Annotated in this window: 21 protein-coding genes and 1 pseudogene; 16 read left to right on the top strand and 6 right to left on the bottom strand. The window is 64.2% G+C overall.

Going from position 1 to position 23,138, the window contains the following annotated elements; all coding sequences use genetic code 11:
• Nucleotides 1-164: 164 nt before the first annotated feature.
• The 7 genes and pseudogenes from GGD61_RS21625 (at nucleotide 165) to GGD61_RS21595 (ending at nucleotide 8,433) form a co-directional block, all read left to right on the top strand.
• A complete protein-coding gene (locus GGD61_RS21625; RefSeq protein WP_092261574.1) occupies nucleotides 165-788 on the top strand; it encodes a flavin reductase family protein in 624 nt (207 codons plus the stop codon).
• 255 nt (nucleotides 789-1,043) lie between these two features.
• The gene (locus GGD61_RS21620; protein WP_177237410.1) at nucleotides 1,044-3,311 is read left to right on the top strand and encodes an acyl-CoA dehydrogenase; all 2,268 of its coding nucleotides are present in this window, start codon (nucleotides 1,044-1,046) and stop codon (nucleotides 3,309-3,311) included.
• Nucleotides 3,311-4,594 carry an acetyl-CoA C-acetyltransferase gene (locus tag GGD61_RS21615; RefSeq protein WP_183231086.1) on the top strand — a complete coding sequence of 428 codons (1,284 nt, stop codon included), beginning with the start codon at nucleotides 3,311-3,313 and terminating at the stop codon, nucleotides 4,592-4,594. Before GGD61_RS21620 ends, GGD61_RS21615 begins: the two co-directional genes overlap by 1 nt.
• A 2-nt stretch (nucleotides 4,595-4,596) precedes the next feature.
• Nucleotides 4,597-6,693: a 3-hydroxyacyl-CoA dehydrogenase NAD-binding domain-containing protein gene (locus tag GGD61_RS21610; RefSeq protein WP_177237409.1), complete on the top strand. Its 2,097-nt coding sequence runs from the start codon at nucleotides 4,597-4,599 to the stop codon at nucleotides 6,691-6,693.
• A 58-nt stretch (nucleotides 6,694-6,751) separates the two neighbouring features.
• A pseudogene (locus GGD61_RS21605) lies at nucleotides 6,752-7,375 on the top strand (fatty acid desaturase CarF family protein); the annotation flags it as partial.
• 209 nt (nucleotides 7,376-7,584) lie between these two features.
• The gene (locus tag GGD61_RS21600) at nucleotides 7,585-8,016 is read left to right on the top strand and encodes an acyl-CoA thioesterase (protein ID WP_092261625.1); all 432 of its coding nucleotides are present in this window, start codon (nucleotides 7,585-7,587) and stop codon (nucleotides 8,014-8,016) included.
• A 225-nt stretch (nucleotides 8,017-8,241) separates the two neighbouring features.
• Nucleotides 8,242-8,433 (top strand): hypothetical protein, encoded by a 192-nt coding sequence (locus tag GGD61_RS21595; protein ID WP_018323258.1) that lies wholly within the window; start codon nucleotides 8,242-8,244, stop codon nucleotides 8,431-8,433.
• 235 nt (nucleotides 8,434-8,668) lie between these two features.
• Here GGD61_RS21595 and GGD61_RS21590 read toward each other — a convergent pair whose 3' ends face one another.
• Complete coding sequence (locus GGD61_RS21590; RefSeq protein WP_026202902.1) at nucleotides 8,669-9,121, bottom strand: nuclear transport factor 2 family protein; 453 nt, start codon at nucleotides 9,119-9,121, stop codon at nucleotides 8,669-8,671.
• 154 nt (nucleotides 9,122-9,275) lie between these two features.
• On the opposite strand from GGD61_RS21590, the gene GGD61_RS21585 reads away from it, so the two are divergent.
• Together GGD61_RS21585 and GGD61_RS21580 are read left to right on the top strand one after the other, a co-directional pair.
• Complete coding sequence (locus GGD61_RS21585; RefSeq protein ID WP_092261570.1) at nucleotides 9,276-9,962, top strand: HAD family phosphatase; 687 nt, start codon at nucleotides 9,276-9,278, stop codon at nucleotides 9,960-9,962.
• Nucleotides 9,963-10,053: 91 nt separating this feature from the next.
• Entirely contained in the window at nucleotides 10,054-10,899 is an 846-nt protein-coding gene (locus tag GGD61_RS21580; protein WP_092261569.1) for a DeoR/GlpR family DNA-binding transcription regulator, read from the top strand.
• Nucleotides 10,900-10,903: 4 nt separating this feature from the next.
• Here GGD61_RS21580 and GGD61_RS21575 read toward each other — a convergent pair whose 3' ends face one another.
• Both GGD61_RS21575 and GGD61_RS21570 read right to left on the bottom strand, forming a co-directional pair.
• Nucleotides 10,904-11,320, bottom strand: a complete 417-nt coding sequence (locus tag GGD61_RS21575) for a type II toxin-antitoxin system VapC family toxin (protein WP_092261568.1) — start codon at nucleotides 11,318-11,320, stop codon at nucleotides 10,904-10,906.
• Complete coding sequence (locus GGD61_RS21570) at nucleotides 11,320-11,571, bottom strand: type II toxin-antitoxin system Phd/YefM family antitoxin (RefSeq protein WP_092261567.1); 252 nt, start codon at nucleotides 11,569-11,571, stop codon at nucleotides 11,320-11,322. Before GGD61_RS21570 ends, GGD61_RS21575 begins: the two co-directional genes overlap by 1 nt.
• A gap of 275 nt (nucleotides 11,572-11,846) precedes the next feature.
• On the opposite strand from GGD61_RS21570, the gene glpD reads away from it, so the two are divergent.
• The 7 genes from glpD (at nucleotide 11,847) to GGD61_RS21535 (ending at nucleotide 19,623) form a co-directional block, all read left to right on the top strand.
• The gene (gene glpD / locus GGD61_RS21565; protein ID WP_092261566.1) at nucleotides 11,847-13,397 is read left to right on the top strand and encodes a glycerol-3-phosphate dehydrogenase; all 1,551 of its coding nucleotides are present in this window, start codon (nucleotides 11,847-11,849) and stop codon (nucleotides 13,395-13,397) included.
• Complete coding sequence (locus GGD61_RS21560) at nucleotides 13,394-14,473, top strand: ABC transporter ATP-binding protein (RefSeq protein WP_092261565.1); 1,080 nt, start codon at nucleotides 13,394-13,396, stop codon at nucleotides 14,471-14,473. The genes glpD and GGD61_RS21560 overlap by 4 nt, the downstream gene beginning before the upstream one ends.
• 12 nt (nucleotides 14,474-14,485) lie before the next feature.
• Nucleotides 14,486-15,571, top strand: coding sequence for an ABC transporter ATP-binding protein (locus GGD61_RS21555; RefSeq protein WP_183231085.1), 1,086 nt, complete (start codon nucleotides 14,486-14,488; stop codon nucleotides 15,569-15,571).
• On the top strand, nucleotides 15,571-16,545 hold the full coding sequence (locus GGD61_RS21550; RefSeq protein ID WP_092261563.1) for a carbohydrate ABC transporter permease: 975 nt from the start codon (nucleotides 15,571-15,573) through the stop codon (nucleotides 16,543-16,545). The genes GGD61_RS21555 and GGD61_RS21550 overlap by 1 nt, the downstream gene beginning before the upstream one ends.
• On the top strand, nucleotides 16,545-17,351 hold the full coding sequence (locus GGD61_RS21545; protein ID WP_018323268.1) for a carbohydrate ABC transporter permease: 807 nt from the start codon (nucleotides 16,545-16,547) through the stop codon (nucleotides 17,349-17,351). The genes GGD61_RS21550 and GGD61_RS21545 overlap by 1 nt, the downstream gene beginning before the upstream one ends.
• Before the next feature lie 69 nt (nucleotides 17,352-17,420).
• A complete protein-coding gene (locus GGD61_RS21540) occupies nucleotides 17,421-17,750 on the top strand; it encodes a DUF2160 domain-containing protein (RefSeq protein WP_018323269.1) in 330 nt (109 codons plus the stop codon).
• Between the two features lie 130 nt (nucleotides 17,751-17,880).
• A complete protein-coding gene (locus GGD61_RS21535) occupies nucleotides 17,881-19,623 on the top strand; it encodes an ABC transporter substrate-binding protein (protein WP_026202903.1) in 1,743 nt (580 codons plus the stop codon).
• Nucleotides 19,624-19,830: 207 nt separating this feature from the next.
• On the opposite strand, the gene GGD61_RS21530 is transcribed toward GGD61_RS21535, so the two are convergent.
• The 3 genes from GGD61_RS21530 to GGD61_RS21520 form a co-directional block, all read right to left on the bottom strand.
• On the bottom strand, nucleotides 19,831-20,931 hold the full coding sequence (locus GGD61_RS21530; RefSeq protein WP_092261561.1) for an alkene reductase: 1,101 nt from the start codon (nucleotides 20,929-20,931) through the stop codon (nucleotides 19,831-19,833).
• Nucleotides 20,932-21,110: 179 nt separating this feature from the next.
• A complete protein-coding gene (locus tag GGD61_RS21525; protein WP_018323272.1) occupies nucleotides 21,111-21,614 on the bottom strand; it encodes a DUF1993 family protein in 504 nt (167 codons plus the stop codon).
• Nucleotides 21,615-21,723: 109 nt separating this feature from the next.
• Nucleotides 21,724-23,025 carry a lytic murein transglycosylase gene (locus GGD61_RS21520; RefSeq protein ID WP_092261560.1) on the bottom strand — a complete coding sequence of 434 codons (1,302 nt, stop codon included), beginning with the start codon at nucleotides 23,023-23,025 and terminating at the stop codon, nucleotides 21,724-21,726.
• Between the last annotated feature and the right edge of the window lie 113 nt (nucleotides 23,026-23,138).

The raw sequence follows: 23,138 nt of genomic DNA, 5'->3' as shown, positions 1-23,138 counted from the left end.
TCCTATAAGCTGCCTCTCTCATTCCGGGGCGCCTCGAAGAGGCGAACTATGGTGCGCAATTGCGCACCTGAGAATCTCGAGATTCCGGGTTCGGTCCTCCGGGCCGCGCTTGCGCGGTCCCGTCCGGACCGCCCCGGAATGACGGAAAACGGAGAAGCAAGCGCGTGACCGACAAAGATCTGTACTTCTACGAGCCCTCCAAGGGCCACGGCCTCAAGCACGACCCCTTCAACGCCATCATCGCGCCGCGGCCGATCGGCTGGATCTCCTCGCGCGACTCCAAGGGCCACGTCAATCTCGCGCCCTACAGCTTCTTCAATGCGTTCTGCTACGTGCCGCCGATCATCGGCTTCTCCTCCACCAACTGGAAGGACACGGTCGAGAACATCCAGCAGACCGGCGAGTTCGTCTGGAATCTCGCCACCATGGACCTCGCCAAACACATGAACGCGACCGCCGCGCATGTCGCCCCTGAGGTCGACGAGTTCGAGATCGCGGGCCTCACCGCCGTGCCTGGCAAGCTCGTCAACGTGCCACGCGTGGCTGAGAGCCCCGTCGCCTTCGAGTGCAAGGTGTCCGACATCGTCCGCCTCAAGGGCGCCGACGGCAAGGAGGCCGACGCCTGGCTGACGCTGGGCGAGGTCGTCGCCGTCCATATCGACAAGGCCATGATCAAGGACGGCGTCTACCAGACCGCCGCCGCCCGCCCGATCGTCCGTGCCGGCCGCCGCGGCGATTATTTCGAGATCAAGCCGGAAAACATGTTCGAGATGGTGCGGCCGGATTGATCGGTCGCGCCCGTAGCCCGGATGGAGCGCAGCGTAATCCGGGATTCTCCCCGCGCGGATAGGCCTACCCGGACTGCGCTTCGCTCCATCCGGGCTACGATCCATCGCCATTTTCCCCTCCCGGAACCGCCGTCGCACCCTGGCCGTTATGGTCCGGGGGCGCTTGGCCGCGTCAATGTCGCAGGCGAAGTCTTCACCGCCGCCGGCCGCTTTCCGCTAAAATGCCCGACACCGCGCCGATGCATGAGGTCAGCCATGAGCTTCCGCCGCGACAAAATCACAAAGCCGATCTTCTCCTGGGCCCGCGGCGTGCTGCCGGCGATGTCCGATACCGAACGCGAGGCGCTGGAGGCGGGCGATGTCTGGTGGGATGCCGATCTCTTCACCGGCAACCCGGATTGGTCGAAGCTGCTGAAGGTCCCGCAGGCCAGGCTGACCGAGGAGGAGCGGGCGTTCCTCAACGGACCCGTCGACGAGCTCTGCGCCATGCTCGATGAGTGGAAGATCTTCTGGGAATGGCGCGACCTGCCGCCGGATGTCTGGCACTTCGTCAAGCACGAAAAATTCTTCGGCATGATCATTCCGAAGGAGTTTGGCGGCCTCGGCTTCTCGCCCTATGCCCATTCGGAAGTGGTGCGCAAGATCTCGACCCGCTCGATCGCTGCTGCCGTCACAGTCATGGTGCCGAACTCGCTCGGGCCGGGCGAGCTCCTGATGCGTTTCGGCACTCCGGAACAGCAGGCGCGCTGGCTGCCGCGCCTCGCCGACGGACGCGATATTCCCTGCTTCGGCCTCACCAGCCCGGAAGCCGGCTCCGACGCGGCTTCGATGGTCGACACCGGCATCATCTGCAAGGGCACCTTCGAGGACCGCGAGGTCGTCGGCCTCAGGCTCAACTGGCACAAGCGCTACATCACGCTCGGACCTGTCGCGACGCTGCTCGGCCTCGCCTTCAAGGCCTATGATCCCGACCACCTCGTGGGCGACCGGGAGGAGCTCGGCATTACCGTGGCACTGATCCCGACCCATCTGCCCGGCGTCGAGATCGGCCATCGCCATCTGCCATCAATGCAGGTGTTTCAGAACGGCCCGAACCGGGGCCGCGACGTCTTCATCCCGCTCGACTACGTCATCGGCGGCAAGGAGCGGCTGGGGCAAGGCTGGAAGATGCTGATGACCGCGCTTGCCGCCGGCCGCGGCATCTCGCTGCCGTCACTCTCTGCTGCGGGGGCCGCCTATGCTGCACGCACCACCGGCGCCTATGCCCGGATCCGCGAGCAGTTCGGCATCTCCATCTCGAAATTCGAAGGTGTCGAGGAGCCGCTCGCGCGCATCGTCGCGACCGCCTACCAGCTGGATGCGGCCCGGCGGCTGACCTGCGCGGCACTGAATGCCGGCGTTCATCCCGCCGTCATCTCCGGCATCATGAAGTTGCACGCCACCGAGCGAATGCGCACCGCGATCGACGACGCCATGGACATCCATGGCGGCAAGGCCGTGATCGACGGTCCGCAGAACTATCTCGGCAATCTGCACCGCGCCGTGCCGGTCGGGATCACGGTCGAAGGCGCCAACATCCTGACCCGCAATCTCATCGTGTTCGGGCAGGGCGCGATCCGCGCGCATCCCTATCTGCTCGACGAGATGAACGCGCTGGCCGATACCGATCGCGAACGCGGGCTGACCGCGTTCGACAAGGCGTTCTGGAAACATGTCGGCCATAGCCTCCGCACGTTGTTCCGTGCCTTCGGCCGCAGCTGGACCTTCGGCGCCTTTGCGATGGCGCCGGATGCGGGCGATGCCACACCGTTCTATCGCCAGCTCTCGCGCTACTCCGCTGCGTTCGCGCTCTGCGCCGACATGGCATTGCTGACGCTGGGCGGCGCGCTCAAGCGCAAGGAGATGCTGTCGGCCCGCTTCGGCGACATTCTCTCCGAGCTTTATCTGCTGTCGGCCGCGCTAAAGCGTTGGCACGACGAGGGTCGTCAGAAGGAGGACTTTGCCGCGCTGGAATGGTGCATGGCGACCGGTTTCAGGACCATCGAGAACCGGCTGGCCGAAATCCTGGCCAATCTGCCCAACCGCTTTGTTGCCGGCTTCCTCAAGCTCGTGGTCCAGCCGTTCGGCGCCCGCGTGCTCGGCCCCTCCGACCGCGTCGTGCACCAATGCGCGGCCATCGTGCTGGAGCCGTCGGCGGCGCGCGAGCGCCTCACGCAGGATCTCGCCCATGTCGATGACGACGGCGGCTTTGCCCGGCTGGAGCGCGCGTTCGTGCTGGTCGCAAGTACCGATGCCATCGCCAAGCGCATGCGCGCCGCGCATATCCGCGACTGGAAGGACGCCGTCGCCAAGGGCGTGATCACGCAGGCCGAGGGCGAGCAACTGGCCGCGGCTCATGAAGCCGTCACAAAAGTAATCGAGGTCGACGATTTTGCGCCGGAGGCGCTGTCGCCGATTTACAAGAAAACCGTCAATGTGCATCAGTTCTTCCAGGAACTCGGTGAACAGAGGGCGGCGAGCTGATGGCACGACCGGTTTTCATCGTCGACGGCAGCCGAACGCCGTTTCTAAAGGCGCGCTCGGGGCCGGGGCCCTTCACGCCGGTCGATCTCGCCGTGCAATGCGGACGGCCGCTGCTGGCGCGCCAGCCGTTTGCGCCCACGGATTTCGACCAGGTCATCCTCGGCTGCGTCAACGTGATTGCGGACGAGATGAATCCGGCCCGCGTTGCCGCGCTCCGGCTCGGCATGGGCGAGGACATGGTCGCCTTCACCGTGCAGATCAATTGCGGCTCCGGCATGCAGTCAATCGACACCGCCTACCGCTATATCCGCGAAGGTCATGCCGACATGATCTTGGCGGGAGGTACCGAGGCGCTGAGCCACGCGCCGCTGGTTTGGCCTAACTCCGGCGTGCGCTGGTTCGCCGGCCTTGCCACCGCCAAGGGCGTCGTCGCCAAGCTCGCGGCTGCCTTCAAGTTGCGCCCGCGCGATCTCAAGCCGATCATCGGGCTCGAGCGCGGGCTGACCGATCCCGTCACCGATCTGAACATGGGCCAGACCGCCGAGGTCGTCGGCCATCTCTTCGGCATTACGCGCGCGCAATCCGATGCCTATGCCGCCGAGAGCCACCGCCGGCTCGCCCAGGCGCAAAGTGCGGGCTTTCTCAAGGGTGAGGTTGAGACCGCGTTCTCCCGCGACGGAAAATTCTTCGACCATGACGACGGCGTGCGGCCGGACTCCACGGCGGAGACGCTGGCCAAGCTGAGACCGGTGTTTGAGCGCCCCTGGGGCCAGGTCACCGCCGGCAATTCCTCGCAGATCACCGACGGCGCCTCCTGGGTGATCCTCGCCTCCGACGCCGCGGTCGCAAAGCACAGGCTGACGCCGAAGGCCGCGATCGTCGACAGCCACTGGGCCGCGCTCGATCCTGCCATCATGGGCCTCGGTCCCGTGATGTCAGCGACGCCGCTGCTCCAGCGCAACGGCCTCACCATCAAGGACGTCGAGACCTGGGAGCTCAACGAAGCCTTCGCGACGCAGGTGCTCGGCTGCTTGGCTGCCTGGAATGACGACAAGTTCTGCCGCGAGATTTTGGGCCTCGACGGCGCGGCCGGTGAGATCGACCGTGACAAGCTCAACGTCGATGGCGGCGCCATCTCGCTCGGCCATCCCGTCGGCACCTCCGGCAACCGCATCGTGCTGCATCTGGTCAACGCGATGAAGCGGCTCGGCACGCGGCGCGGAATTGCCACCGAATGCATCGGCGGCGGGCTCGGCGGCGCCATGCTGATCGAGGCGGTGTGACCATGGATTCCAAGATCATGACCGCGCTCGGCGACCGCGTGCTCGAACTCGGGCCCAAGCCCGCGACGGACAGTCCGTACAGGCACTTCAAGCTGACGCGAGATGAAGACGGCGTCGCCTGGCTGCTGTTCGACCGCGCTGATGCAAGCGCCAACACGCTGTCCTCGGAGGTGATGGAGGAGTTCGACGCCGTGCTCGCGGCGATCGAGACCGAGCGCCCGGCCGGCCTCGTGATCCGCTCCGCAAAACCGTCCGGCTTCATCGCCGGCGCCGACGTCAACGAATTCCGCGGCGCTGATGATCCCGAGATGGTGGAGACGCGAATCCGCGCCGCGCACGCGGTGGTCGATCATCTGGAAGCCTTGAAGCTACCAACGGTCGCGGTCATCCACGGCTTCTGCCTCGGCGGCGGGCTCGAGGTTGCGCTGGCCTGCCAGTCGCGCATCGCCATCGACGGCGCACGCTTCGGCTTTCCGGAGGTGATGCTGGGCCTGCACCCCGGCCTCGGCGGCACCGCGCGGTTCACCGCGCTGGTCAATCCCACCCAGTCGATGGCGCTGATGCTGACCGGCCGCACCATCGACGCACGCCGCGCCAGATCGCTCGGCCTCGTCGATACCGTGACTCAAGAGCGCCATGTCCGGGGCGCGGTGAAGGACGCGCTGTTCGGCCGCCTGAAGCGGGCCAAGCCCGGCCTGCTCGGGCGTGCAGCCAATTTTGGCTTCGTGCGCGGTCTCCTGGCCAGGCGCATGCGCTCGGAGGCGGCGAAGGCCGCGTCCCGCGAGCACTATCCCGCGCCTTACGCGCTGATCTCCCTCTGGGAGACCCATGGCGGCAACAAGGCCGCGATGCTGAAGGCGGAGCAGGCCTCGTTCGCCAAGCTGATGGTAACACCGACCGCCCAGAACCTGATCCGCGTGTTCTTCCTGCGCGAGCAGATGAAGAAGGCGGCCGGCAGCGGCAACACCATCAAGCATGTCCATGTCATCGGCGCCGGCGCCATGGGCGGCGACATCGCGGCTTGGGTAGCCGGGCAGGGACTGCGCGTCTCGCTCGCCGACATGAAGGCGGCGCCGATTGCGGGCGCGGTGAAGCGCGCCGCCGAACTCTACGGCAAGATCATCCGCAAGCCGACCGAAGTGCGCGACGCGCTCGATCGTCTCATCCCTGACATGGACGGCGAGGGCGTCCGCAACGCCGATCTGATCATCGAGGCTGTCCCGGAAAAGCTCGAGCTCAAGCAGAAGGTCTATGCCGGGCTCGAGCCGCGCATGAAGCCGGGCGCGATTCTCGCCACCAACACCTCGAGCATTCCGCTTCAGGATCTGCGCACCACGTTGGCGCGACCGGAGCGGCTGGTCGGCCTGCATTTCTTCAATCCGGTGTCGCGGCTGCAGCTGGTCGAGGTCGTCAGCCATGACGGCAACGACCCGCGGGTGCTGAAAGACGCGCTCGCTTTCGTCGGTGCGATCGATCGCTTGCCATTGCCTGTGAAGAGCTCGCCGGGCTTTCTCGTCAACCGCGCGCTGACGCCCTACATGCTCGAAGCCATGGTGATGCTGGACGAGAAGATCGACCAGCGTCTGATCGACGCCGCGGCCGAGCAGTTCGGCATGCCGATGGGCCCGATCGAGCTGGCCGATCAGGTCGGACTCGACATCTGCCTCGACGTCGGCGACATGCTGCGCACCAAGTTCGGCGATCTCCTGCCGCCGACGCCGGCCTGGCTGCGCGACAAGGTCGCCAAGGGCGAGCTCGGCCGCAAGACCGGCAAGGGCTTCTACACCTGGAAGGACGGCAAGGCCGAGAAGGCACCGCTCCCCGAGACCGGTCCGCGCGTCACCGACCAGATGATCGACCGCCTGATGCTGCCGATGTCCAATGTCTGCGTTGCTGCCCTTCGCGAGGGCATCGTCGACGATCCTGATGCGGTCGACGGCGCCATGATCTTCGGTACCGGCTATGCACCGTTCCGCGGCGGCCCGCTGAACTATGCGCGCACGCGCGGCGTGGAGAACGTCGTGTCCACGTTGCGTGGGCTCGCCGAGCGATTCGGCGGACGTTTTGCGCCGGATGCGGGCTGGGACAGTTTGCAATAGGGGGCCGTCGGTAAAAAGATGCTATCATGGGTGGTAGAGCCCGTGGGGAGTATCGCCGGTGCCGACGATCCCGTTCTTCAAGCAAGCGACCCTGCGCGAGATCATCATCACGCGGCTGTGCTGCGGGGCCGATATCGTCGTGATCCTTTGTTGCGCAGGCTATCTCGTCGGGCGTTATCCCGCGGTGGAATTGCGCTGGCCGTGGTTGATCGTGGCGCTCCTGGCAGGATATTTCCTCGCTGACCTGTTTTCAGGGCTGGTGCATTGGGTGGTCGACACCTGGCTCGACGAGGGGATGCTCGGCCGCGGCATCGCGATCACGCGGGAGCATCACACCCACCCCGGCCACGTCTTACTCTATGGATTCCTCGACCAGGCGTCTCTCGGTGCGGCGCCGAGCGCGCTGGTGGTCGGAGTCGCGGCCACCGTCACGGCGTTGTTTCCGGTTTCCGCGCTCACCTATGCGCTGATGATCGTCTGGTTCGTGATCGCGACCTGCATGCTGTTTGGCATGAGCTTTCACAATCTCGCGCACCGGCCGGTCCGCCCGCTGCTCCTGCGCATGGCGCAACGGCTGCATCTGGTCTGCTCACCCGAGCATCATTGGTGTCATCACCGTGACCACACCATCCGATATTGTGTCATCAATGGATGGGCCAATTATCCATGCGACCGTCTCCGGCTATGGAGCAGGCTGGAACGGTTGGTAACGGCGACGACCGGACGCGCGCCGCGGGCCGACGATGCGGAGTGGCAACGCAAACTGAACGATACCGGAATCCTCGTCGGGTCGCCGCGGCCGATTGGATAGCGCAAGCTTGCCTCGTGTCGATGTTGCGCAAGGCGCCGCGGCTTTGTATCCAGAGCCGAGAGCCGCGGGAGACCAACCATATGACCGATACGCATGTCCACGCCCCTATCAGCTCCGCCCCCGGGCCTAACGGCGATCTCTGCATCCGTACGCTGGCGATGCCCGCCGATACCAACGCGAATGGCGACATCTTCGGCGGGTGGCTGCTGAGTCAGATGGACGTCGGCGGCGGCGTGTTTGCCTCGAAGGTCGCGAAATCGCGGACCGTGACGGTTGCGATCGAGGCGATGAACTTTCGCAAGGCGGTCTATGTCGGCGATCTCGTGTCGGTCTACGCCAATCTCGTGCGCGTAGGCCGCACCTCGCTCACTGTGCATCTGGAAGCGTGGGCGCTGCGCCGCGGGGAGGAGCATCCGTTCCTCGTCACCGACGGCAACTTCACCTACGTCTCGATCGACGAACATGGTCGCCCGCAAGCGGTTCGCCCGACCGACACTGTCATCGCGACGTAATCGCGCGCGACGCTCTGCCTCATCTCACAAATGCGTGGCAAGCGCCGTCAAACGCGGCACCAGTGAGTCATCTTCGTCGCCGCTTCGCCAAGAACCAGTCATAAAACGGATGAGGTCTCGGCGTACTCAATTGCGTGTCGATTCGGGGTGGAAACGGCCTCAAAATGCCTGGGAACCTTTGGGCATGAGTGCCGTTATTTGCCCGCACTGAGGAATCCACGGACCATGCCGGACAGCTACATCATCGAAGTCAATTCGCAGACCGCAGGTATCGTCGTTCGTTCTTCGGGAGGCTATTGCTTCTTTGCCTCGTCCCACCGATTCAACCGTCTCGAAGGCCAGCTCTTCCGCAACGCCCGCGAAGCCGAACGCGCCGCGCGCAAGCTGGTGAACGGTGATGTGAAGGAAGCGGCGTAAGCGCCCGCTGGTGATTCCGGGCTCGCGGAGCGAGGTCGGAATTTTTTGCCGCCCTTGATACTGCTGTTTTCTTCCTTCTCCCCTTGTGGGAGAAGGTGGCGCGAAGCGCCGGATAAGGGGTATGTTTCGGCGTTCTCGAGATTCAGAGAGAGAGGGGTTCGCTGAGGCAACCCCTCACCTGTCTCGTCGCTACGCGACGAGCCACCCTCTCCCACAGGGGAGAGGGTAAGAGTCGTCACAACTTCGTTGCTGCCCGCGACAGGAGCTTCCACTCGTCGCCCTGCTTCTGCCAGTTCATCAGGATGTGAAGGTTGGTCGATACTTTCTTCCCGTCGGCTGCCATCTCCTGTTCGCCCAGCCAGTGGAAGCGCACGATCGCTGCAGGACCGACGACCTTGATGGTGGGGTCCTTGTAGTCGATCGACAGGAATTTCGACTTGCCGTCGGTGGCGTTGGCGATGAACGTCGCCTTGTCCTCGACCTTGCCGCTGGAATGGCTGTAGCTGAGGTCATCCCAGCACAGTGCGCCGAGCGCCTTCGGATCGGCCGCGATCTGGGCGAGGCGGAAGGCCTCGACCTTCTTCGCCACGGCGTCCTCGTCCGCCGAAGCGGCGAGCGCCGGTGTCGTGAGCGCAAGCGCGGAGACGGCAAGAGTCGAGAGAGCCAGATCGCGTCGGTTGATCGTCATCGTTTCCTCCTTTTTGATCTTGCGGCGAGTGTTGCAGCCGCGCGCGACTTTGTCGAGTGTCACGTCGTCGTCATCAGCATGCGTCATTGCGCGGTCGAAGCCATATTGATACGTCTCGCGCATCAATACGCCGTGGATTTGGGAAAGTACGGAAATGATCGAGGCCAAAACGGAAGCGATGGGCAGGGCTTTGCTGTTCGACATCGACGGCACGCTGGCCGACACCGACCCGCTGCACTTGAAGGCGTTCAACCAGGTGCTCGGCCCTCGCGGCCACGTCTTCGATCACGCGCGGTTCTCTAGAGAGCTGCAAGGTTTCGCCAATGTCGCGATCGGCGAGCGCTTTCTGCCCGACGAGGCGCCGGAGCGGCGCGCCTTGATCCTCGATGAGAAGGAGGAGGTCTTCCGTGCGCTCGTGGCCGGGCAGATCGAGCCGCTGCCGGGCCTGATGGCGCTGCTCGACCGGGCGGACGCAGCCGGCGTTCCCATGGTGGCCGTGACCAATGCGCCGCGTCTCAATGCCGAGCTGCTGCTCTCCGGCCTCGGCATCTCGCATCGTTTCAAGGCGCTCGTGATCGGCGCCGAGCTGCCGCACGGCAAGCCGCATCCGCTGCCCTATCAGGAAGGGCTGCGTTTCGTCGGTGCGAGCGCAGAGGCTTCGATCGCATTCGAGGACTCCCGTACCGGCGTGCAATCGGCCACGGCGGCCGGCATTCCGACCATCGGCGTCCGGACCAGCCTCAGCCATGCTGACCTGGTTGCAGCCGGCGCAGTCGCGTCCGCCAGTGCCTTCGACGATCCGCAGCTGCTCGCGCGTCTCGCGAGCACCATGGCGTGGTGACGGGCCGCATAAGTTAACCGTGATCGGCGCGCGCATTGACCGAAGGCGCGAACCGCCGCACCATGCATTCTCCTGATTTGAGGCCTTTGCCGTGACCGGACTAACCCATCGCCAAGCCGAAATCCTCAACATCGCGCGGGCCTCGGGCCGCGTCATGGTCGAGGAGCTCGCGCGCCGCTTCGAAGTCTCGGCGCAGACCATCCGCAAGGATCTCAACGACCTCTGCGAGCGGAGATCGCTGACCCGCATCCATGGCGGCGCCATCATCGCTTCCGGCGTCGAAAACCTCGCTTACGAGGCAAGGCGCTTCGTCGCCGCCGACGAAAAGAAGGCGATCGGAGCCGCGGCCGCCTCGCTGATCCCGAACGGCTGCTCGCTCTTCATCAACATCGGCACCACGACCGAGGAGGTCGCGAGCGCGCTGACTTCGCACGAGGATCTCCTCGTCATCACCAACAATCTCAACGTCGCGATGCTGCTCTACCGTCATCCCCGCATCGAGGTGGTGGTCGCCGGCGGCACGGTCCGGCGTGCCGACGGCGCCGTGGTCGGCTCCACCGCGACGCAGTTGATCGGTCAGTTCAAGGTCGACTACGCCATCATTGGTGCGTCCGCGATCGACGAGGAGGGCGCGCTGCTCGACTTCGACTATCGCGAGGTGCAGGTGGCGCAGGCCATCATCGCCAATGCCCGCAGCGTGATGCTGGTTGCCGATTCCACAAAGCTCCGCCGCAGCGCGCCGGTGCGCATCGCCCACATGACCCAGATCCAGACCTTCGTCACCGACCAGGAGCTTCCGGAGCGCCTCGCCACCATCTGCCACAGCAAGGGCATCGAAGTGGTGGAAGCGCTGCCGAAGGGCGCGGACATCGACGATGCGCCGGCAGATGCCCAGGATGCGGCACCGGAAGCCGCGCCGGTGGTGCGGCTGAGATAGAGACTTATGTACTGCTCCACGGATTGAGCAGTGGCACGCCCGTAGGTTCAAAATCCCCCACATTGCGCGTAACCAAGGTCAGGCCGTGGATAAGCGCGCTGGCTGCAATAAGGGCGTCGCGTTCGGCCCGCGGATTGGGAACGTGAAGTTGGGCACAACGCTGCGCCACGGCCGTATCGATAGCCAGGATCCGCCCTTCGAAGCGGGCCAGAATGTGATCGTCGATCCAGGCGCGCAGGAAAGCACCTTGCACCGCGTCTTTGCGCTCGATCAGGCGCGCGCCAAATTCAATTTCGAGAATCGAGATGGCAGACATGAAGAAATTCGCCGCGGGCGCTGTATTGGCCCAAGCAAGCACGTTGCGATCAGCCTTATCCGGCCGCCTCAGTTCGGAAATGACGTTGGTGTCCAGCAGAAACATCAGTCGAGATCGGCCGGCCTGGAGATTCCGCCGGTGATGCGAGGCGGATCGAAATCGAAGTCCGCGTTCGCCTGTGCCAAAGCTTCGGCAAGGCTCATGTGTCCACCGCTCAGGCGCAGATAATCTTCGATGCTCAGCAGGACATGGGCCGGACGGCCGCGATCGGTGATGAAGACGGGCCCCTTTGCTGCTGCCTTCTTGGCGCCGCTCGTATCCTGATTGAACTCTCGGCTGGTCAGGGTGGTGACCATCGGTTCGCGCCTCCTCGCCTGCGTTGGGGCAAATTATATGTAGGCATGTTGCTACATCCAAGTCAGCTGAAGCGGTGCGGTGGGCCCCTGAGCCGATCAGCCGAGCCGTCTGCCTCAAAACTGTCCGTTCTCCTGCTGATTTCTCCGCCGTATTGGCGCTGAAAAAGTTTCGCTTTCACTTCCTTCCTCCTCTCTTTCGTCTTGCTTTCGCTTTTCGGTGTGATCTAATCAAAAACGAAAGTAGTCGCTCGACGGAACGAGCGAGTCGCCGGGGGATGCGTCTGTTGGAGCGTATTTTCGACCTCGCCATCATTGGAGGCGGTGTTAATGGCTGCGGCATCGCGCGCGACGCGGTGGGCCGCGGCAACACGGTTTTCCTGTGCGAAATGAACGATTTGGCGAGCGGGACGTCGTCCTGGTCGACCAAGCTGGTGCATGGCGGCCTGCGCTATCTCGAATATTACGAGTTTCGCCTCGTTCGCGAGGCGCTGATCGAGCGCGAGATCCTCTGGGGCATCGGGCCCCACATCATCCGCCCGCTGCGTTTCGTTTTGCCGCATCATGCCGGCCTGCGCCCCGCCTGGCTGCTGCGGCTTGGCCTCTTCCTCTATGACCACATCGGCGGCCGGCATCTGCTGCCGGCGACGCGCTCGGTCGATCTGCGGCGTGACGAGGTCGGCAAGCCGCTGATCCCGAATCGTTACAGTCGCGCCTTTGAATATTCCGACTGTTTCGTCGATGACGCCCGCCTCGTCGTGCTCAATGCACGCGATGCCGCCGACAAGGGCGCCGAGATCCGCACCCGCACCCGCGCAACGGATATCAAGCAGTCCGACGGCCTCTGGACCGTGAGCATGGTCAACACGCTGACCGGTGAGCGCTCGTCGATCCAGGCGCGCGCGCTCATCAATGCCGGCGGCCCCTGGGTCGAGGACGTGCTCGGCCGCGGCGCCGGCGTCAACGCGAAAGCCAAGGTGCGCCTGGTGCAGGGCTCACACATCGTGGTCAGGAAGCTCTACGACCACGACCGCGCCTACATGTTCCAGAACGCCGACGGCCGCATCATCTTCGTGATTCCGTACCAGGACGATTTCACGCTGATCGGCACCACGGATCGCGATTATGACGGCGATCCCGCCAAGGTGAAGGCGACGGCGGAGGAGATCCAGTATCTCTGCACCGCGGCGAGCGAGTATCTGGCGAAGCCCGTGACCCCGGGCGACGTGGTCTGGACCTATTCCGGCGTGCGCCCGCTCTATGACGATGGCGCCAGCGAAGCCAAGGCCGCGACGCGCGACTACGTGTTCGAGCTCGACACGCCCGGCGGCGTGCCGCTGCTGTCGATCTATGGCGGCAAGATCACCACCTATCGCCGCCTCGCCGAGGAGGCGCTGGAGCGGCTCGCGCCCTATCTTCGCAGCGCAAAAGCGCGGGAGGGGTGGACCGGCAAATGGCCGCTGCCCGGCGGCGACATGAATGTGTCCGACATCGACGGCCTGATCGCCGAGCTGCAGCGCGGCTATCCCTTCATCAGTCATGAGCACGCCAGGCGGCTCGCGCGCGCCTATGGCACCAAGGCCATCAAGCTGCTCGGCGACGCCAAATCATCGGCCGATCTCGGCCAGGCCTTTGGCGCGACGCTGACCGAGCGCGAGGTCCGCTACCTCATGGCCAATGAATGGGCCGTGACCGCCGAGGACGTCGTCTGGCGCCGTTCCAAGCTCGGCCTGCGACTATCTGCCGACGAGATTGCTGCGCTTGACGACTGGATCAGGACCCACGCCGTGCCGCAAAGTCCTCTGCTGGAAGCGGGAGGACGCTCATGACCGTGACGCTCGATCACGTGACCCGAACCGTCGAGGGGGTCCAGCATATCCGCGACGTCTCGCTGACGCTTGAGAGCGGCACGCTGAACGTGCTGCTCGGGCCGACGCTGTCGGGCAAAACCTCGATCATGCGGCTGCTCGCCGGCCTCGACAAGCCGACCTCGGGCAAGGTGCTGGTCAACGGCAAGGACGTTACCGGCGCCGACGTGCGCCAGCGTTCGGTTGCGATGGTCTATCAGCAGTTCATCAACTACCCCTCGCTGACGGTCTACGAGAACATCGCCTCGCCCCTGCGCGTGCAGGGCAAGCCGCGCGACGAGATCGAGACGCGGGTGGCGGAAGCCGCAAAGCTGCTGCGGCTCGAGCCGTTTCTGAAGCGCACGCCGCTCCAGCTCTCCGGCGGCCAGCAGCAGCGCACCGCGATCGCGCGCGCGCTGGTCAAGGGCGCCGATCTCGTGCTGCTCGACGAGCCGCTCGCCAATCTCGATTACAAGCTGCGCGAGGAGCTGCGCGCCGAGCTGCCGCGCATCTTCGAGGCCTCGGGCGCGATCTTCGTCTATGCCACGACCGAGCCGACCGAGGCGTTGCTGCTCGGCGGCAACACTGTATGCATGTGGGAAGGCCAGGCGCTCCAGATCGGCGAGACTGCCAATGTCTACCGCCGGCCGCAGACCCTGCGTGTCGCGCAGGTCTTCTCCGATCCGCCGCTCAACCTCGTCGGTATCGAGAAGAAGAACGGCTCCGTTCAATATGCCGGCGGCACCGCCTCGCCGGCCTCTGGCCTCTATTCGTCGCTGGCCGACGGCGCCTATCGCGTCGGTTTTCGCGCGCATCAGCTCGCGCTCGCCAATGGCGAGGCCGATCGCCATGCCTTCCATGCCACTGTCACGGTGACCGAGATCACCGGTTCGGAGAGTTTCGTGCATCTGACCCGCGAAGGATCGAACTGGGTGGCGGTGCTGCACGGCGTGCACGAGTTCGAGCCCGGCCAGACGCTCGACGCCGTGCTCGATCCGAATGATGTGTTCGTGTTCGATGCTGCCGACCGTTTGGTCGCGGCTCCCGGTCAATCCTGAGGGGGATGCGCCATGGCCCGCATTGACCTCGTCGATCTCGCCCACTCCTACGGCGGCAATGATGCGCCGCAGGACAGCTTTGCACTGAAGCCGGTGACCATGACCTGGCGGCAGGGCGGCGCGTATGCGCTGCTTGGTCCGTCCGGCTGCGGCAAGACCACGCTGCTCAACGTCATCTCCGGCATCATCACGCCGTCGCGGGGGCAAATCCTGTTCGACGGCAAGGACATCACACCTCTGTCAACCCAGAAGCGCAATATCGCGCAGGTGTTCCAGTTTCCGGTGATCTACGACACCATGACGGTCGGACAGAATTTGGCGTTTCCGCTGAAAAACCGCGGCGTGCCGAAGGCCGAAATCGACAAGCGCGTCGCCGAGATCGGCCGCCTGCTCGATCTCGAACCCTATCTGAACCGCAAGGCGACGCGGCTCACGGCCGATGCCAAGCAGAAGATCTCGCTCGGCCGCGGTCTCGTCCGTTCCGACGTCGCCGCCGTGCTGTTCGACGAACCGCTGACGGTGATCGATCCCGAGCTGAAATGGCAGCTCCGCTCCAAGCTGAAGGCGCTGCATCGCGAGCTCGACCTCACGATGATCTACGTGACCCACGACCAGACCGAGGCGCTGACCTTCGCCGACACCGTCGTCGTCATGCATGACGGCCGCGTGGTGCAGAGCGGTACGCCTGCCCAGCTGTTTGACAAGCCGGCACACACCTTCGTCGGCTATTTCATCGGCTCGCCCGGCATGAACATCCTGCCGGCCGAGATGAGGGGACGCGAGGCGCGCATTGGCGGTCACGTCATCGCGCTGAACCGTGCTTACGACAATCTGCCTGCCGGTGCGAAGATCGAGATCGGCGTCCGTCCCGAATTCGTCGAGGTCGTCGCACCTGCGCCCGGCCTGCTCACGGCGAAGATCGAGCGCCTCGACGATCTCGGCCGGATCCGTTTTGCGCGGGCACGCCTTGGTGACGCCAAGCTCGCGGCGCGCGCGCCGGCGGGCTTCACGAGCGCGGACGGCATGGCCGGACTGAAATTCGATCCGTCCCACGTCCACGTCTATGCCGATAGCCTTCTGGTGGAGGGAGCCGCCTGATGGACAAGACCGTCAACCAAAAAGCCTGGTTCCTGGTGCTGCCGGTGTTCCTGGTCGTCGCCTTCTCGGCGGTGCTGCCGCTGATGACGGTGGTGAACTATTCGATGCAGGACACCTTCGGCAACAACCAGTTCTTCTGGAACGGCGTCGGCTGGTTCAAGGAATTGCTCGATCCCTCGACCGATCTCGGCGGCCGGTTCCTTGCCTCGCTGGGCCGCAATCTGTTCTTCTCGCTGGTGATCCTCGCGATCGAGGTGCCGCTCGGCATCGTCGTCGCGTTGTCGATGCCGCGCGAGGGCTGGACGGTGGCGGCCTGCCTCGTGATCCTCGCGCTGCCGCTGCTGATTCCGTGGAACGTGGTCGGCACGATCTGGCAGATCTTCGGGCGTCCCGACATCGGGCTGCTCGGCTACGTCCTCAACGCCGCGGGCATCGACTACAATTACGTCTCCAACGACATCGACGCCTGGGTCACCGTCATCGTGATGGACGTCTGGCACTGGACCAGCCTCGTCGCGCTGCTCTGCTATGCCGGCCTGAAGTCGATTCCCGAAGCCTATTACCAGGCCGCCCAGATCGACGGTGCCTCGCGCTGGGCCGTGTTCAAGGCAATCCAGCTGCCGAAAATGAACCGCGTCTTGCTGATCGCGGTGCTGCTGCGCTTCATGGACAGCTTCATGATCTACACCGAGCCGTTCGTCGTCACCGGCGGCGGACCCGGCAACTCCACCACCTTCGTGTCGATCGAGCTCGTCAAGATCGCGCTGGGTCAGTTCGACCTCGGCAAGGCCGCGGCGCTGTCGCTGGTCTACAACCTCATCATCCTGATCGTCTGCTGGATCTTCTACACCGTCATGACCAACGCCGGTGTCGAGCGCAAAGTCCAGGCCGAAAGTGAGCCGGCGTCGGAGCCGAAGTCTGCGGCCGCGCTCAAGCCCGTGCCGGTGCTCAAGCCAAAGGAAGGAGTGGCGTGATGCATTCGATTCCCGGCCGCCGCCTCATCATGGGGCTGTTCCTGATCTTCCTGCTGCTGCCGATCTACTGGCTCGTCAACATGAGCTTCAAGACCAACAGCGAGATCGTCTCGACGATGACGCTATGGCCGCACACGCCGACGCTGCAGCACTACAAGCGCATCTTCACCGATGAGAGCTGGTATTCCGGTTACATCAACTCGCTGGAATATGTCGTTCTCAACACCATCATCTCGATCTCGGTGGCGCTGCCCGCGGCCTATGCGTTCTCGCGCTACCGCTTCCTCGGCGACAAGCATCTGTTCTTCTGGCTGTTGTCGAACCGCATGGCGCCGGCCGCGGTCTACGCGCTACCCTTCTTCAATCTCTATTCGGCGATCGGCCTGTTCGATACGCCCTGGGCGGTCGCGCTCGCGCACTGCATCTTCAACGTGCCGCTGGCGGTGTGGATCCTCGAAGGCTTCGTTTCCGGCGTGCCGCGCGAGATCGACGAGACTGCCTTCCTCGACGGCTATTCCTTCCCGCGCTTCTTCATCAAGATCCTGGTGCCGTTGATCGCGAGCGGCATCGGCGTCGCCGCCTTCTTTTGCTTCATGTTCTCCTGGGTCGAGCTCCTGCTCGCGCGCACGCTGACCTCGGTGTCGGCCAAGCCGATCGCTGCGATCATGACGCGCACGGTGTCGGCGTCGGGCATGGATTGGGGCCTCTTGGCAGCCGCCGGCGTGCTCACCATCATCCCGGGCGCGCTCGTGATCTGGTTCGTCCGTAACTACATCGCGAGCGGTTTTGCGCTCGGTCGCGTGTAAGGAGAGCGCGCATGATCCCGAAAAGTGCAAACCGGTTTTCGGACCAGATCATGCGCAAGGAGTAAGAGCATGGAATCCATCGCATGGATGGCCTGGACGCTGCCGACGGCGATCTTCTTCGCCGCGCTCGCCTGCACGCTCGCCGTGATGACGTGGCTTGCGGCGGTCTATCCCGAAGCCGAGCGGGTCGGTGTGCTCCGAATTCCGACCACGCGCGGCGACCGCCTGTTCATCTCGCTGATATCGGCGGCGGTCATCCACCTTCTCTGGATCGGCTTCTTCGGCACCGATGCGATCGCAACGCTGCCGATCGGCGAGGAGGGCGTTGAAATCTCGCGCCTGTGGCTCGCAAGTGGAATTTCGCTGGTCACGGCCGTGCTCATTTTTCGCACGGTCTGAAGCTCGCGAAGGGACGGCCAGATCCGGGGGCAATCCGGGTCTGTATAAAAGTTTGTCGCTGCAACGGAGGAACAACATGCGACAGTTTAGGAGAAGGAAAGGTCCATTGGCCAAGAATAGTTTTCTGATCATGTCCAGCGCCGCCGCCATCATTGCGGTGTCGTTCGCCGTCTCGGCGCCGGTCCGCGCCGCCGACGACGCCGTGATCCAGAAGTGGATCGCGGAATTCACGCCCTCGACGCTGTCGAAGGAAGACCAGAAGAAGGAGCTGGAGTGGTTCGCCAAGGCCGCCGAGCCCTTCAAGGGCATGGAGATCAACGTCGTCTCCGAGACCATCACGACTCACGAATATGAGTCGCAGACGCTGGCCAAGGCGTTCTCCGAGCTCACCGGCATCAAGCTGAAGCACGACCTCATCCAGGAAGGTGACGTCGTCGAGAAGCTGCAGACCCAGATGCAGTCCGGCAAGAACGTCTATGACGGCTGGATCAACGATTCCGACCTGATCGGCACGCATTTCCGCTACGGTCAGACCGTCGTGCTGTCGGACTACATGACCGGCGAGGGCAAGGACGTCACCGATCCCATGCTCGACGTCAACGACTTCATCGGCAAGTCATTCACCACGGGGCCGGACGGCAAGCTCTATCAGCTGCCCGACCAGCAGTTCGCCAACCTCTATTGGTTCCGCTACGACTGGTTCACCAACGCCGACTACAAGGCCAAGTTCAAGGCCAAGTATGGTTACGAGCTCGGCGTGCCCGTGAACTGGTCCGCCTATGAGGACATCGCCGAGTTCTTCACCAACGACATCAAGGAGATCAACGGCGTCAAGGTCTACGGCCATATGGACTATGGCAAGAAGGACCCCTCGCTCGGATGGCGTTTCACCGACGCCTGGCTGTCGATGGCCGGCAACGGTGACAAGGGCATTCCGAACGGCCTGCCGGTCGACGAATGGGGCATCCGGATGGAAGGCTGCCGTCCGGTCGGCTCCTCGGTGGAGCGTGGTGGCGACACCAATGGTCCGGCCGCGGTCTACTCGATCACCAAGTATCTCGAGTGGCTGAAGAAGTACGCGCCGCCGCAGGCGCAGGGCATGACGTTCTCCGAAGCAGGCCCGGTGCCGGCGCAGGGTAACATCGCCCAGCAGATGTTCTGGTACACCGCTTTCACCGCCGACATGGTGAAGCCGGGCATCGCCGTGATGAACGCGGACGGTACGCCGAAATGGCGTATGGCTCCCTCGCCGCACGGTTCGTACTGGAAGGAAGGCATGAAGCTCGGCTACCAGGACGCCGGCTCCGTGACGCTGCTGAAGTCGACCCCGGCGGATCGCCGCAAGGCGGCCTGGCTCTATCTCCAGTTCATCATCTCGAAGTCGGTGAGCTTGAAGAAGAGCCATGTCGGTCTCACCTTCATCCGTGAATCCGACATCTGGGACAAGTCGTTCACCGAGCGTGCGCCGAAGCTCGGCGGCCTGATCGAGTTCTACCGCTCGCCCGCGCGCGTGCAGTGGACCCCGACCGGCAACAACGTGCCCGACTATCCGAAGCTCGCGCAGCTGTGGTGGCAGAACATCGGCGATGCGTCGTCCGGTGCGAAGACCCCGCAGCAGGCGATGGACGCGCTGGCCGCCGCTCAGGACTCCGTCATGGAGCGCCTGGAGAAGTCCGGCGTGCAGGGCGCCTGCGGTCCCAAGCTGCACAAGAAGGAGACGGCCGAATACTGGTTCGCCAAGGCCCAGAAGGACGGCACGATTGCTCCGCAGCGCAAGCTCGCCAACGAGAAGCCGAAGGGCGAGACCGTCGACTACGACACTCTGATCAAGTCGTGGCCGGCCACCCCGCCCAAGCGCGCGGAAGCGAAGTAAGGCAAGGTCTCACAAGGACGAAAGGCCGGGAGCAATCCCGGCCTTTTTGTTTTGCGCTTGTGGCACCAGCGCGTCTTACACACTGGGTGTCATTGCCCGCGAAGGCTGGCAATCCAGTATTCCGAGACGGTCGCGATTGAACCGAGAGGCCGCGGCGTACTGGATGCCCCGCTTCGCGGGGCATGACAGCTTTCGTGTGGTTGGTCGTTACTCCGCCGGCTCGGCCGCGAGCGTCGGATAGTCCGTATAACCCTTCGCACCGCCGCCGTAGAACGTGGTCTTGTCCCAGTCGTTCAGCGTTGCGCCCTGCTTCAGCCGCTCGACGAGGTCGGGGTTGGAGATGAACGGCTTGCCGAAGGCGATGAGGTCGGCCGCATTGGTGTCCAGCACCTTGGTGGCGAGATCGAAATCGTAGCCGTTATTGGCGACATACGCGCCGGCAAAGCGCTTGCGCAAGGATGCATAGTCGAACGGCGCGATATCGCGCGGGCCGCCGGTGGCGCCTTCAACGACGTGGAGATAGACCAGCTTCAGCGCGCTGAGGCCGTCGACGATATGGTTGTACAGGGCCTGCGGGTTGGAATCCGAGATATCGTTGGCAGGCGTCACCGGCGAGATGCGGATGCCGGTACGGTCGGCGCCGGCCTCGGCCACGACGGCCCTGGACACCTCCAGCATCAGCCGCGCGCGGTTCTCGATCGAGCCACCATAGGCATCGGTGCGCGTGTTGGCGCCGTCCTTGGCGAACTGCTCAAGCAAATAGCCGTTGGCGCCGTGAATCTCGACGCCGTCGAAGCCGGCCTCCAGCGCGTTCTTCGTGGCGCGCTTGAAATCGTCGATAATCCCGGGGATTTCGGAGAGCTGGAGCGCGCGCGGCTCGGAGACGTCGGCAAAGCCGCCGTTCACGAAGGTCTTGCCCTTGGCGCGGATCGCGCTCGGTGCCACGGGGGCTGCGCCTCCCGCCTGCAGGTCGACATGCGAGATGCGGCCGACATGCCAGAGCTGGATGAAGATCTTGCCGTCGCGCTCGTGCACCTTGTCGGTAACCTTGCGCCAGCCGGCGACCTGGTCCTTGCTGTAGATGCCGGGCGTGTCCTGGTAGCCTTGGCCCTGCTGCGAGACCTGGCTCGCTTCGGTGATCAGGAGCCCTGCGGAGGCGCGCTGGCCATAATAATCAGCGGCGAGCGGACCTGGCACGAACGTGCCGGGCGCCGCACGGTTGCGCGTCAGCGGCGCCATGACCAGGCGGTTGGCCAGCGTGATCGGGCCGAGCTTGTAGGTCTCAAACAATTTGGTCGAACGGCTCATGGGGGATGTTCCAGACGGTGAAAGGTCAGGAACACTTGTGCATCGCGACATCAAGCGCAAGAGATGAGCCATACGGAAAGTGCAGGCGCGCTACGCGGCGGGGGCCGCGTAGCATAATTCATGTGCGATTTTGGCCGTGGCAGTGGATTACGACTGCCACGGCCGTGCGATTTCGCAAATCAGTTCGCGCCCATAAAATCCCGCTTGCCGATCTCGACGCCATTGTGGCGCAAAATGCCGTGGGCGGTCGTGGCGTGGAAATAGAAGTTCGGCAGCGAGAACGCGCTCAAGAATTGCTGGCCCTTCATGGTGATGGATTTGTCGGGGCCCGCGGGGAAGGTGACGTCCTTGGTCTCGGCACCTTCGAACTGCTCGGGCTTGAACGACTTCACATAGTCGATGGTCTTGGCCAGCCGCTGCTTCAGCTCTGCGAAGGTCGTCTCGGTGTCAGGCGTGGAGGGCACCTCGCTATGAGTGAGCCGAGCACAGCCCTTGGCGGCGAAATCGCTGACGAGCTGGACCTGCTTCGACAGCGGCAGCATGTCCGGGAAGAGGCGCGAGCCGAGCAGCACGCTCGGGTCGATCTTCTTGGCCGCGCAATGCGCCTCGGCTTTGGTGAGCAGGCCGGTCACGCTGTTCAGCATTTGCAAATAGGCGGGGACGACGGCGTCGTAGAAGGACATGTGATGCTCGCTTGTGAATGGGAAATCTCAGGAGAAAACCTGAGCTACTCACATGGGAGGCTCACGGAAAAATACAATCGCGGGAAGCTGCTTGTGCAGTGCGAAAATTCTACCGCAACGTCCCCGCCGGCTGGGCCTGCGCCGTGGCGCCGCGCATGCGCGCCAGCAGCTCGGCGGTCGGCCAGGAATCGGCCGGCAGGCCGTGCTTGATCTGCATCGCCTTGACGGCCGCGCGGCTCTGCTGGCCCAGCACGCCGTCGACCTTGCCGACATTGAAGCCCGCACGCACGAGCAGTTGCTGCAGTTCCTTGAGCTCGTTGAACGGCAGCTGCGCCACCGGCGCCGACGGCTTGCGCATCGGTGCAGCACCTGCAATGCGCGAGGCGAGATAGCCCGCGGTGGTCGAATAGATCAACGAGTTGTTCCACTCGGTGTAGGCCGCGAAATTCGGGTACGCCATGAAGGCCGGACCATTGCGTCCCATCGGCAGCAGCACCGAGGCCGCGAGATTGTCATTCGGCAGCGGCCGGCCGTCGGGATAGGTGACGCCAAGCTGCGCCCATGTCGAGCGCGGCTCTCGCACCGTGAGATCGGTCTTATCCCATGGCAGGTTTTGCGGCACCTTGATCTCTTCCAGCCACGGCTCGCCGCGCCGCCACTTCAGGCCGTTGGCAATGTAGTTCGCGGTCGAGCCGATCACGTCGGCTGGCGACCGCAACAGGTCGCGCCGTCCGTCGCCGTCATAGTCGACGGCGTAGTTGACGTAATGCACAGGCAGGAACTGGGTCTGGCCGAGCTCGCCGGCCCAGGAGCCGATCATCTCGTCGGGATGCAGATCGCCGCGGTCGATGATCTTCAGCGCGGCGATGGTCTCGCCCACGAACATCTCCGAGCGACGGCAGTCATAGGCGAGCGACACCAGCGATTTCAGCGTCGGCAGATTTCCCATGTTGGCGCCGAAGTCGCTCTCCAGCCCCCAGAACGCGGCGATCACCGCCGGCGGCACGCCATATTCCTTTTCGGCTCGTGCAAACGCGGCAGCGTATTGCTTGATGTGCTGCTGGCCGTTCTGCATGCGATAGGGCGCCGCCATGCGTCCGGCGAATTCGATGAAGAGCTGGCCGAACACGCGCTGGCCGCGGTCGCGGTTGACGATGCCCTGGTCGTAGACGAGGTAGGGCGAAGCCTCCGCGATCGTCCGCTGCGATACGCCGGCGGCCACAGCCTGTTGCTTCACGTCGGCGAGGAAGCGATCGAAGCTCGCACCGTTATGGCAGGACGCCGCACGCGGCGAGGCTGCGGTGGTCCTGGGCGCCACGGGCTTGGCGGGCGGCGGCGCGAACTGGGCGGAGGCGGTGGCGGAGCATGCGAGGAGCGCGACGGCCGCGATCAGAAATCGGGTCTGGACCATAGGGGTTCCGGCGGGGAAGGGGCAGGCGTGGATTCGCCCGAAGTTTAGGTGAAGTGATGGCCTCAGGCCATCCCTTCCGTGCCATGCCAGCATATGGGATGCGAGTGGATGCC

The organism is Bradyrhizobium sp. SBR1B (assembly GCF_014198205.1).
Lineage (GTDB): Bacteria > Pseudomonadota > Alphaproteobacteria > Rhizobiales > Xanthobacteraceae > Bradyrhizobium.
The sequence above is the reverse complement of the archived record's forward strand: the minus strand, read 5'-3'. Positions and strand labels throughout refer to the sequence as shown.